At 67.1% G+C, this 11,953-nt stretch carries 10 protein-coding genes; 4 read left to right on the forward strand and 6 right to left on the reverse strand.

Going from position 1 to position 11,953, the window contains the following annotated elements; translation table 11 throughout:
• Positions 1 to 117 precede the first annotated feature (117 nt).
• From cofH to cofE, 6 genes are all read right to left on the reverse strand, one after another.
• Positions 118 to 2,520, reverse strand: a complete 2,403-nt coding sequence (gene cofH, locus L288_RS38320) for a 5-amino-6-(D-ribitylamino)uracil--L-tyrosine 4-hydroxyphenyl transferase CofH (RefSeq protein ID WP_021239452.1) — start codon at positions 2,518 to 2,520, stop codon at positions 118 to 120.
• Positions 2,521 to 2,531: 11 nt separating this feature from the next.
• Positions 2,532 to 3,383: an LLM class flavin-dependent oxidoreductase gene (locus L288_RS38325; protein ID WP_021239453.1), complete on the reverse strand. Its 852-nt coding sequence runs from the start codon at positions 3,381 to 3,383 to the stop codon at positions 2,532 to 2,534.
• 196 nt (positions 3,384 to 3,579) lie between these two features.
• A complete protein-coding gene (locus L288_RS42115) occupies positions 3,580 to 4,509 on the reverse strand; it encodes a phytanoyl-CoA dioxygenase family protein (RefSeq protein ID WP_021239454.1) in 930 nt (309 codons plus the stop codon).
• A gap of 105 nt (positions 4,510 to 4,614) precedes the next feature.
• Complete coding sequence (cofC, locus tag L288_RS38335; RefSeq protein ID WP_021239455.1) at positions 4,615 to 5,190, reverse strand: 2-phospho-L-lactate guanylyltransferase; 576 nt, start codon at positions 5,188 to 5,190, stop codon at positions 4,615 to 4,617.
• Positions 5,187 to 6,128, reverse strand: a complete 942-nt coding sequence (gene cofD / locus L288_RS38340; RefSeq protein WP_021239456.1) for a 2-phospho-L-lactate transferase — start codon at positions 6,126 to 6,128, stop codon at positions 5,187 to 5,189. The genes cofC and cofD overlap by 4 nt, the downstream gene beginning before the upstream one ends.
• Positions 6,125 to 6,871, reverse strand: coding sequence for a coenzyme F420-0:L-glutamate ligase (cofE, locus tag L288_RS38345; RefSeq protein ID WP_021239457.1), 747 nt, complete (start codon positions 6,869 to 6,871; stop codon positions 6,125 to 6,127). The genes cofD and cofE overlap by 4 nt, the downstream gene beginning before the upstream one ends.
• A 201-nt stretch (positions 6,872 to 7,072) precedes the next feature.
• On the opposite strand from cofE, the gene L288_RS38350 reads away from it, so the two are divergent.
• The 4 genes from L288_RS38350 to L288_RS38365 form a co-directional block, all read left to right on the forward strand.
• On the forward strand, positions 7,073 to 8,668 hold the full coding sequence (locus L288_RS38350; RefSeq protein ID WP_021239458.1) for a sensor histidine kinase: 1,596 nt from the start codon (positions 7,073 to 7,075) through the stop codon (positions 8,666 to 8,668).
• Positions 8,665 to 9,321, forward strand: coding sequence for a response regulator (locus L288_RS38355; protein ID WP_021239459.1), 657 nt, complete (start codon positions 8,665 to 8,667; stop codon positions 9,319 to 9,321). The genes L288_RS38350 and L288_RS38355 overlap by 4 nt, the downstream gene beginning before the upstream one ends.
• 99 nt (positions 9,322 to 9,420) lie before the next feature.
• A complete protein-coding gene (locus L288_RS38360) occupies positions 9,421 to 10,908 on the forward strand; it encodes an aspartate aminotransferase family protein (RefSeq protein ID WP_021239460.1) in 1,488 nt (495 codons plus the stop codon).
• Positions 10,908 to 11,953: glycosyltransferase family 39 protein (locus L288_RS38365; protein WP_021239461.1), on the forward strand; the 1,046-nt coding region annotated here is incomplete at its 3' end. The genes L288_RS38360 and L288_RS38365, both read left to right, overlap by 1 nt.

Here is an 11,953-nt window from a genome sequence, read left to right on the forward strand (position 1 = left end):
GCGCGGCGTCGCGGGAGCCGATCACGACCCTGTACCCCGCCCGCGCCCAGCGCGCGGCGAGGCCCGCGCCCTCATGCCCGGTGCCGCCCAGAACCGCGATGCTTGGCTTTGCTTGCGTCATGCTCGTTCGATTACCTCCAAGATTTTGTGCTGCCGCCGCCGTGGCGGCGTCTGTTCTGCGGCGGCGAGCGGCGCTGCGTTCCGCCCGGCCGCCATGCGTTCGGCCGGAACCGCGCGGTAGAGCGTGTCCCGCTGGCGAGGCGTGCGCCCGGCGGCCCGGATCACGCGCTCCATGACATTGGGCGGCCATTCCTGACCGTGCGCCGCGCCAGCCGCGCGCGAAATGCTCTCGTCCATCAGCGTGCCGCCCAGATCGTTGACCCCGGCCGCCAGAACGGCGCGCACGCCTGCTTCGCCCATCTTCACCCAGGACGCCTGGATGTTGGGGATCAGCGGATGCAGAACCAGCCGGGCAGCCGCATGCATCAGCACCGCCTCACGGAAAGTCGGTCCGGGCCGCGCGCGGCCTTTCAGATAGATGGGCGCTTCCATGGCGACGAAGGGCAGGGGCACGAATTCGGTGAAGCCGCCGGTGCGCGCCTGCAAGGCACGGATAGCAAGCAGGTGGCGCGCCTGATGCTCCGCCCGCTCGATATGGCCATACATGATCGTCGCGGTCGTGCGCAGGCCAGCCTCATGCGCAGCTTCGATCGTTTCCAGCCACTCGCCCGCTGTCAGTTTTTCGGGGCACAGGCTGTCCCGCACATCGTCGCACAATATCTCGGCGGCGGTGCCGGGCAGGCTGCCCAGCCCGGCGTCGCGCAGCATCGCGAGGAAGGCGGGCACGCTCACCCCCAATGAGGCCGCGCCGTGGCGCACCTCCAGCGGAGAGAAGGCGTGGACGTGAATATCGGGGGCGCCCGCCTTCGCCGCCGCCAGCAGATCTAGATAGGTCTGCCCGGTATAGCGCGGATGGATGCCGCCCTGCATGCACACTTCGGTAGCGCCGCGCGCCCATGCCTCCGCCGTGCGGCGCGTGACCTCGGCCAAGTCGAGATCATAGGTCGGGCCGCGCAGTTCGGCCGCCGTCTTGCCCTTCGAAAAGGCGCAGAAGGCGCATTTGTGGAAACAGATGTTGGTATAGTTGATGTTGCGGTTGACCGCGAAGCTGACCGTATCGCCGGCCGTCTCCGCCCGCAGAGTGTCAGCGGCCGCGCAGACCGCGCCCACATCTTCGCCGCGCGCGGCCAGCAGGGCCGTCACCATGGCTTCTTCGGGCGGTTCCCCATGGCTTAGCGCCGTCAGCGCCTCGGCAACGCGCGGGTCGCGGGGTTGGCGAGCGCTGGTGAGATGCAGGGCGGGGGCAGGCATGGCAGTGCCTACGCGCCACCCGTCGACGCGCGGCAGGCCGTGCGTGTCGATCGCTTCGCGCAGGCGGCCATGCAGTCCGGGCGCCTGCCAGCGGTCGAGGTCGAGCAGATAGGGTGGATGCGCCGCCAGCCGCTCGGCAAGGATGCCGCCATGCGCCTGCGTCTCGTCATGCAGACGGGTGAGGGCAGGCCAGGGCGCTTCGGGATTGACATGATCGGGCGTCACCGGCGACACGCCGCCCCAATCGTTAATGCCCGCCGCGATCAGCGCGCCAAAGCCGCTGCCCGCAAGATTGGGCGGCGCCTGGATCGTCATTTCCGCGCCGAAGGCAAGCCTTGCCACCGCGATCGTCCAGAGCAGTTCGTCACGGTCCGGCTCCTGCGCGAAGGCCATGCGGGTGTCCGCCTTCGCGCGGAAATTCTGGACGATGATTTCCTGGAGATGGCCATGCTGCCGGTGCAGGCCGCGCAGCGCCAGCAGCGCGTCGATCCGTTCCGCGCGGGTTTCGCCCAGGCCGATCAATATGCCGCTGGTGAAGGGCACGCGCGCTTCCCCCGCCAGCCGGATCGTTTCCAGCCGCGCTGCGGGCATCTTGTCGGGGGAACCGAAATGCGGGCCGCCCCGCGCGGTAAGGCTGTCCGCCGTCCCTTCAAGCATCAGCCCTTGCGAGATGCTGACGTCGCGCAGTGCGGCGATGTCCGCTGCCGTCATCACGCCGGGATTGGCGTGGGGGAAAAGACTGGTCTCCGCCAGCACGAGGCGGCACATCGCGGCGAGATAGTCGATGGTGCTGGCATGGCCCAGCCGCGCCAGTTCTTCGCGCGCCGCCCGGTAGCGCAGTTCGGGCTTGTCGCCCAGCGTGAACAGCGCCTCCCGGCACCCCGCCGCCTCGCCCGCGCGGGCGATCGCCAGCACATCATCCGGGGTCAGGTAGCAATTTTCCCCCGGACGCGGCGGCCGTGCGAAGGTGCAATAGGAACATACGTCCCGGCACAGGCGCGTGAGGGGGATGAACACCTTGCGCGAATAGGTGACGAGCGCGCCGAACCCTTCATCGCGCACCGCCGCCGCGCGCGCCATCAGCATGTCGAGCGGCTCGCGCGCGGCCATGCGCCGCAGTTCCGCTTCGCTGGGGAGGGGCGTGCTCATGGGCCTTGCGCTCAGAGCTTCGCGATCACCTCGTCGGCGAAGCGCCTGAGATCGTCGATCTTGCCGGACAGGGGCTGCGTGTCCTCCTCCACCGCATAGAGGTTCCGGAACGCGACCGGCATGTCGGTGACGCCCAGATCCTCATGACGTTTCACCGCATCGGCATCGATCTTGCCCATCGCCGTCGCGAACAGGCGGAACGGCTTGTCCAGCGTTCCCGCTTCGGCGCGATAGCCGTTGATCTTGGCGACCATGCCCGCCAGCTCGTCGGTGCCGCCGTCGCCGCCCGCATACATGAACCCGTCATTCTGCGCCGCGCGCCTCAGCGCCGCGTCGGAAAAGCCGCCGATCAGGATCGGCAGTGGCTTGCCGGGGACGGGATTGATCTTGACCGGGGGCAGATCGTAAAATTCGCCGTGAAATTCGAAATAGCCGCCCGCGCACAGGCCCCTGACGATGGCGATGCATTCGTCGAAGCGCTTGCCCCGCTTGGCATAAGGAACGCCCATGGCGGCGTAATCCTCTGGCCAGACGGACAGGCCGACGCCCAGATTGAAACGGTCGCCGGTCAGCGCGGCGATGGACGAGGCGAGCTTGGCCGAATAGAGCGGCGGACGGACGGGCAGCTTCACGACATTGGTCGTCATTTCCAGCGTCTTCGTGGCGACGCCGATCGCGGTCGCCAGGATGAAGCTTTCGATGAAGGGCTTGTTCTCCAGAAATTCGCGGCCGCCATCGTCGGTATAGCTGTAGCTGGTATCGGACGCCTGCGGATAGATGAGGCTGTCGGGGATGGTGAAACCGGCATAGCCGTTCGCCTCGGCCGCCTGCGCCAGGGGAATATAATTGGCGATGGGGGTCATGCTTTCTGCATAGTGAAATCGCATCCTGCTCTCCCGTTTTTTGGCGCGATGGGGGTGGCCCCGCGGCAGGTGATTCTGCTGCCGGAAGCGGTTTCTATCCGCATTTGCGGGTTAGCGCCAGCCGATTCACGCCTGTTTGCGTAGAAACAGGCGTGAATCTTTCGCTGCGCTGTGGAAGGCCGCTACAGCGGCTTGCTCACCATTCCATGGTCGGCGTGACGAGCAGGTCCTTCACCGCCTGGGGCGCATGGGTCCAGGGTTCGTCGAAGCCGATCGCAACGGAGCTGTAGCCCAGCAGCTGCCGCAGCGTCGTGGACGATCCTTTCAGGACCTGCGGATCGGTGGTCATCGGGAAATTGATCATCGGCTTCCACCAGGGCGGACAATAGCCGACGATGACGCCCGCGCGCTCCAGACCGGCCGACACATTCGCGCCCGTGCCATGGAGCAGCATGTCGGTATAGATCAGCACCGATCCGGCGGGCGCTTCGGCAGGCACGGATTCATATTGCACGGTCCAGGACTGCGGCTCCGTATCGCGATGGCTGCCGGGCACCATGCGGGTGGCGCCATTTTCCTCGACGAAATCGTCGAGGCACCAGATGAAGCGGGTCTGGGCGGCCCCGGCGCTGAGCGGCACATTGCCGCCACGATCGCGATGGATGGCCTGCTGCGCGCTGCCCGGACGCGTGACGTTCGCGCCATAGCTGTGGATCAGATAGGATTCATTATGGGTCTGCGGCCCCAGCAATTCCCTCGTGATCTGCAAGGGCAGTTCATGTTCCAATATGTCGCGGAAGAAGGCATGGCGGTTGACCAGTTCAGCGCCCGACATGCGGCGGTTGAGGTCGTCGCTGTCGGTGTAGAAGCGGCGCACCCGTTCCTCGTCAATAGCTTCGTCGCGGGCGATTTCCGCCGCCAGAAAGTCGCGCATCTCGCGCGCCTTCGCCGCCGTGATCACCTCGGCCGCGATGGCATAGCCCGCCCGGTCCAGATCGGCGCGGATCTGCTGCATGTCCTTCGTCGGCTGGGGCAGCGGGCCGTCAAATTCCAGCGGCTTGACGGGACGCGGGTCCGCCATGCCCGTCTGACGCACCTGCTGCTTGATTGCGTTGCCTACCGCCATTGTCCGTCTCCATTTATGATTTGCGCCAGTTAACAGCCTCGACCGCATGTTAGCCGCGCGCCGCTTTATTGCAACGCCGGTTGTTGCAAAGCCGTGCGCGTTCGTCTAGCCGGGATGAGCGCTGGCGGTCAGGTCCGCCGCCTCGTCAATGTCGAACTGGAGGCCGGGGCGGACGATGGGAAGAAAGGGCAGCGAGTGCCGCTCTGCTTCCTGCCGATGGGCGGCGAAGCTGCCTTCGCCATAGTGGAAACGGAAGTCCGCCGCCGCGGGAAGGGGAAGGGAAAGGGCGTTGGTGCCAAGGCCCGCCCGGTCCGGCGCAGCGCCAAGGACGTCCGGGGGAAGGGCGGCGAGCGCCGCGACATCCTGCGCCGTGACCAGCGGCAGGTCGGCCGACAGCAGGACCAGCCGGTCGACGCGCTCAAGCAGCGCTACGCGCTTCGCCCCTTCAAGCGCGGGGTTGAGGCCAAGGCCTGCGTCGGCCAGCAGGGGAACCTCGCCGGGCAGGCCATGGCGCGACGGACCAAGGAGCAGCACCTTGCCGCCCGCCTCGCTTGCCGCCGCGAAGGTCCGCCGCAGCATCCCCGCCACCAGTTCGCGCCGTCCCGCCTCGTCCAGCACGGGCGCGAGCCGGGTCTTGCAGGCGGCGGGTTCCTTGATCGGGATGACGATCCAGCAGCTCATCGCCCGGCAGCGATCCGGTCCGCCAGCGCCAGCGCCGCGCGCGCGACCCGGACGCGATCATCCAGCGACTTCATCAGCGTGTCGGCGATGTCATAGGGGATCGCCAGCCCTTCGCCGCCATCGCGCTCATCCACCAGCAGCCCGTCGATGATGCCCGCATAATGGGCGGCGATCGCCTGATTATTTACCTCAAGCCCAAGTTCGCCCATCAATTTGGCGGTCGGGCCCTTGACCGCCTGCCCCCCGACGATCGGCGAGACGGCGACGACAGGCGCGGGCGCGGCGGCCAGCGCATCGCGGATGCCGGGCACCGCCAATATGGGATCGACGCTGAGCCACGGGTTGGACGGCGCGATCAGGATGGCGCGGGCTTCGGGATCGCCGATCGCATCGATCACGCCCGGCGCGGGGCGGGCCTGCTCCGCCCCTTCGAAGCGGATCGCGCGGACGGCGGGGGCGCAGCGCTGCTCGACGAAATAGCGCTGGAAGGGGAGTTCGCCGCCATCAGCCGCCACATGCGTCGCCACGCGATCGTCGCTCATCGGCAGGATGGAGAGGCCAAGGCCCCATGCGGCGGCGAAACGGGCGGTCACGGCGCTCAGCGTCTCGCCCTGCGCCAACCAATGCGTGCGCAGGACATGCAACGCCATGTCGCCGTCTCCCAGCAGGAACCAGTCCTCTCCCCCCAAAGACTTGAGCGCGTCCATGAAGGTCCATGTTTCGCCTTCGCGTCCCCAGCCCTGCGCCGCGTTGGCCTTGCCCGACAAGGTGTAGAGCAGCGTGTCGATGTCGGGGGAGATGGCGAGGCCCAGATGACGGAAATCATCGCCGGTGTTGACGATGGCGGTGATTTGGCGGGGCTGGGCGGCCTGCATCAGGCCCAGCACCAGCTTGGCTCCCCCCACGCCGCCGGTCAGGACGGTGACGCGGCCGCTCACCGGAACAGATCCTCTTCCAGCGGACGGACGAGGGCGCTGGCGCCGCTTTCGCCCGCCGGGACCGGCAGGCCGCGGATCAGGACGGCGGGCACGCCTTCGTCCCCTTCGCCCATGGCCAGCGTGGCGGCGGTGGCGACCTGATCCGCGAGCGCGATCTGCGTGACTTCCAGACGGCGGCCATCGCGGTCCTGCCCGCCCCTGCGATCGACCAGCGAAGGCAGGCCCGCCGCGCCGATGGCGACGCCCACGACCCCATGACGCCAGGGACGGCCGAAACTGTCCGAAATCACCACCGCCAGTTCGCCGCCCAGCGCGGAACGCAGCGCCAGCGCCGACGCGTCGGGGTCTTCGGGCAGCAGCAGCGCCTGCTCTCCGCCGCCCGCGCCGATATTCGACCGGTCGATGCCGCTGTTCGCCATCACATGCCCCAGCCGGTGGCGGGTGATCAGCACATTGGGCACGGCGCGCACCACCGCGCTGCTTTCGCGCAGGACCAGTTCGACAAGGCGCGGGTCCTTGCGCACGGTTGCGGCCAGTTCCACCGCCGCCGGGCCGGGCTCCACCGTCTCCAGATCGACAAGGCGGCCCTCCGCCTTCGACACGATCTTCTGCGTGACGATCAGCACGTCTCCGGCGGCGGGCGGCCACAGACCGGCGCTTTCAAGGGAGTGGCGCAGCAGGAGCGGCAAGTCGTCGGCGGCACGGATTTCCGGCAGATCGGACAGGGGATGAATTGCGATCATGGCCCGCTATAGATCGGCGGCGCGCCAGTGAATAGGGCGTTCGATCGGGGCTGCGCCATGGTGATCCTTCCTCCCGCGCATAGCCGGAATCGCAATTGCCGCTCCGGGCCTTCTGTGACATTTTCGGCCTGCATCATGACCTTGCCCAGGCATCAAAGACATCGGCCAAGCACCCCGGCGGCCAGCAGGTGGCATAGCCGGTTGTGGCGGGGGCTGAGGATAGAAACCGATCCCGAACGCCTGATTTCGACCGGCAGGCTGGTCGCCGCGCTGTTCGCCGCGCTGGCCATTTACCTGGACCCGACGCGGCCATCCGGTCTCCTGGGCGAGGCGCATGTCGTTCTGGGCGCCTATCTCGCCTTCGCGCTGTGGCTGAGGCTGGCGTCGCCGCGCTGGCCGCTGACGAGCGGGCTGCACGTCATCCACCATGGCGTGGACGTTCTGGCGCTGACGCTGCTGGTCTATTTCACCGGAGAACTGGCCAGCCCCTTCTTCCCCTTCCTGCCCTTCATATTGCTGGCGACGACCATGCGGTGGGGGATCAAGGGCGCGGTGCTGGGCGCGGTGGCGATGGAGATCATGCTGGTCGCGGTGGGATGGCAGGACCTTCAGGACGGGGAATCCGAGCTTAACGTGGTCATCATGCGGTCGGCCTATTTTCTGATCGCGGCGGCCATGCTGGGCTATTTCGGCGCAAGCCTGACGCGCAGCAGCCATCGTTTCGCGCAACTGGCGGCCTGGTCCTTCGCCCCGGCGTCGGCGGACAGGGAGGCATGGCTGCGCGACATGCTGGACCACGCATCGCGATTGCTGGGGGCGGAGCGCCTGCTGCTGCTGTGGCACGATCAGGATGGCGGGACGGTGGCGCTGCGGGAGCCGGACGGGCTGCGGCTGCGCGACATATCCGACCCCGCCTTCTGGCAGGCGCGGGCCGGGGGGCTGGCGCAGGACGACCTGTCCCGCAGGACGGAGATGTCCGAATTGCAGGCCATCGCCGCCGCCGCTGGCTGGGGCCTCCTTTCTCCCGCTCCGGCGGAAGTGCGGTCTGCCCCGTTCAACAGCAGCAGCAGCGCCGGGCGGCTGTTCGTCATCGACGCGCGCGACCTGCATGAGGACGCCAAGCATCTGACGAAGATCACGGCGGAACGGATCGGCCATGAACTGGAGCGGCTGGCGCTGGTGCAGGCCATTGCCGACAATGCGCGCGATCAGGAACGGGTGCGGCTGGCGCGCGACCTGCACGACAGCGTCCTCCAGGAACTGACCGCCGCATCGCTCAAGTTGAAGATGGTGGGGGCGGCGATACCGGAAAAGGCGCGCGACCCGCTGAACAGCGTCAGCCGCATGATGATCGAGCAGCAGCGGAAAATCCGCCTGTTCGTGGAGAATAGCCGCAATCTGGAAAGCGTGCCGCCGCAGATGCTGTCCTCATCCCTGGCAAGGAGCGTCAATGCGCTGTGCGACCAATGGGGTTGCGAGATCGCGCTGTCGGTCATGCCGCCCGACATGGAAGCGCCGGGGACGATTTCCGGCGAATTGACCCAGCTGCTGCGCGAGGCTACCGCCAACGCCGTCCGGCATGGCGGCGCGACCCGGCTGATGGTGGAGTTGCAGCGGCAGGAAAAAGGATTGAAGATGGTCATTGCCGACAATGGGTGCGGCATGACCGTGCCGGAAGCGGAAACGCCCAACTGGCCGCGTTCGCTGCATGAACGGATTCGCGACATGAACGGGAATTTGTCGATCGACCGCTATACGCCGGGACTGGCCATGACGATCGAGGTGCCGCTGTCGTGACCGTCCATTCCGTCTTCCTGATGGACGATCATCCGGTGGTCCTGCGCGGGCTGGCCGAACTGGTGGGGATGGAGGCGGATTTCCGCATCGCGGGAGCGACCACCGACGGGGCTGGCGCCTTCGCCATGATCGACCGGGTGAAGCCGGACATCGCCGTGCTCGACATCAACCTGCCCGATGTCAGCGGGCTGGCGCTGCTGCGGCGGCTGCGTGGCACCGGCCTGGCGGTGCGGCCGATATTCCTGACCGCCACCATCACCCCGGCGCAGGTTTCCGAGGCGGTCGCGAACGGCATATGGGGCATATTGCTCAAGGAATCCGCGCCTGACGCGCTGATCGATTGCCTGCGCAAGGTCGCAAAGGGCCAGCGCTGGCTGAGCGACGAGATAGCGCGCATGGCCGATCCCGTCTGGGACGAGGACATGGCGCCCGGCCTTTCGGCCCTGACGCCCAGGGAAATGGAGATTGCCGGTCATGCCTGCCGGGGGCTGTCCAACAAGCTGATCGCGCGCGAACTGGGCGCGAGCGAAGGCACGGTGAAGATCCACCTGCACAATATCTTCCAGAAGCTGCGGATCACCAACCGCACCGCTCTGGCCGCCATCTATTATGAGCGCGCGGCGGAGGTAAAAGGGGATGGCTCAAAGGGGTAGGCCCCCGTCCCATCCGGCGTATACAAATCCATGGATTCCGCGGCCGATTTCCGCCGCATAGACTGGCCCCGTCACAGCGAGAGAAGGGGGCCTGCCACCATGGCGACACAATATAAGAACGCTTATTCGACGGCATGGGACGAGCAGCCGGACCTGCTGACGCTGGACCAGGCGCTGGACATGGACATGGGGCGCGCCAACCGGCTCTATGCGGCGCATCTCAACCGCTATCTGCTTCAAATCTATGCGGTGCTGGGCCTTGACGGCCTGGACGTGCGCGCCGCCGAGGGGACGGTGCTGCATCTGGCGGACGGGCGGCAGGTGCTGGACTTTTCCACCGGGATGGGCGCGGCGGGCCTTGGCCACAATCACCCGCGCATCGTAGCGGCGGAGCGGCTGTGCCATGGCCGGCAGGTGCTGGACATCATCAAGCTGGCGCCGCACAAGCTGCAAGCGGCGCTCGCCTATAATCTGGCGCAGATACTGCCCGATCCGCTCGACACCAGCTTTTTCGCCACGTCCGGCGCGGAGGCGAACGAGGCGGCGATGAAGCTGGCCGAACGCATCCAGACGCCCAAGGGCAAGACCAAGTTCCTGTGCATGCGCGGCGCTTTCCACGGCAAGACGCATGGCGCGCTGGCGCTGACCACCGCCACCGATGTCCATACCGGATTCCTGCTGGGCGTGCCGAAGGAGAATGTCGTCTATGTGCCCTATGGCGACATCGACGCGCTGCGCCGCGCCATCGGGGCCGAGACGGGCGCGCAGGGCAACGGCATCATCGCCGCGATCATCGAGCCTATCCGGGGCACGGCCTGCGAAGTGCCGCCGCCCCATTATCTGGAGCAGTTCGCCGGCCTGTGCCGCGACAACGACATCCTGTCCATCTTCGACGAGGTGAAGGTGGGTTGCGGGCGCACGGGCCGCTTCTGCGCCTTCATGCATGAAGATACCGTGCCGGACATCGTCACCCTGGCAAAGACGCTGGGGGGCGGAAAGCGGGCGATCGGCGCGATGGTGACGTCGCGGGACCTGTTCGAACGCGCCTATGGCAACCGCAACGACTGCAACCTGCACAGCTCGACCTTCAGCGGCATCGGTGAAACCTGCGCCGTCGCGATCGAGACGCTGAACACGCTGCATGAAGACGGGCTGATCGACAATGCCCGGCTGATGGGCGATTATCTGGAGGCGCGGCTGGAGGCGCTGCACATCAAATATCCGCGCACGCTGCTGGAGGTGCGGGGACGCGGGCTGTTCCGCGCGGTTCGCTTCAACTTCGGCGAGGATCTGGCGGCGAAGCTGGTCGACATCTCCAGCAATCCGCTGTTCCTGACCTATCAAACCGTCCTGATCGGCGCGCTGGCGCGGCAATTGTTCGAACAGCACCGCGTGCTGGTGCATTTCCAGCCCGGCGCGCGCGACATGCTGCATTTCATGCCACCCTTCACCGTGACGCGGGAGGAGATCGATCAGCTTGTGGACGGGCTGGACAGCATCCTTGCGCGCGGCATCCCCGATTCCGTGCTGCGTTTCGTCGCGGGCAATGTGAAGCGCCTTGTTTCCGGCGGGCGGGGGAAGGGCTGATGTACCCGTACCAGCCCGGCGAAGCGGTTGCGCAGGCCAGATCCCGGCCGTGGCAGGACCAGCTCTGCGCCGTGGGCTTTCCGTTGCTGGCCACCATGCTGTTCATGCTGTCCACCCGCCATGGCATCGGCATCTGGCCCGACAGCGTGCGCTATATGAACCTGTCGCCCATGCCATGGGACGCGCCGCTCTATCCCGGGCTGCTCCAGATGGTGGCGGCGGCGGGCATGGATATTTCGGCGGCGGCGTGGGGCATCGGGCTGGTCCTGACCGCGCTCAACGCCTTCCTGACCTGGCATGTGCTGCGCGTGGCGAGCGGCCGGACCGTTCCCGCGGCCGTGGGCACGGCGCTGATCATTATCGCCCCGCAGAGCGTGGGACTTTACGGCCTCGCCATGTCGGAACCGCTGTTCATCACCATGATCCTGGCGACGCTCGCCGCCTTCATCCGCTATGTGGAGAGCGATGACAAAGGCTGGCTCTATGGCATCGGCATAGGCGTCGGGCTGGCGTCGCTGACGCGCTTCACCGGACCGGCGCTGGGCGCGGCCATGGCATTGTTCCTGCTGATCCAGCCGCGCCGCACCCTTGGCGAGCGGATCGCCAATGTGGCGCGCGTGGCGCTTCCTTCGATGCTGCTGTTCGCCGGTTGGGCGGTCGTCAGCGAACTGGCGGCCGGGCGTTCGACCGGACGCCCGCTCGAATGGCTGGGCAATATGACCGCCGGGGACTGGTGGCTGAGCTTCGAGGCGCTGACGGCGTGGATCGTTCCCGGCAATGTGCCCGGCCCGATCCGGGGCGCGCTGTTCCTGATCGCGCTGGGGGCGGGGCTTGCGCTTGTCGTCCGGCACGCGCGGCGCGCGCTGCGGGCGGCGGCCAAGGGACGGGCGGATGCGGGGCTGATCGCCCTGCCGCTCGCCTTCTTCTTCTTCACCTATCTGGCGTTCATGGTGCTGGCGACCGCGATCGAGGCCAATCTGCACCTCAACAGCCGCTATGCCTATCCGATCTACGGCACCAGCGTGATGGCGGTCACGATCGCGCT

The sequence above is a fragment of the Sphingobium quisquiliarum P25 genome (assembly GCF_000445065.1).
GTDB lineage: Bacteria > Pseudomonadota > Alphaproteobacteria > Sphingomonadales > Sphingomonadaceae > Sphingobium > Sphingobium quisquiliarum.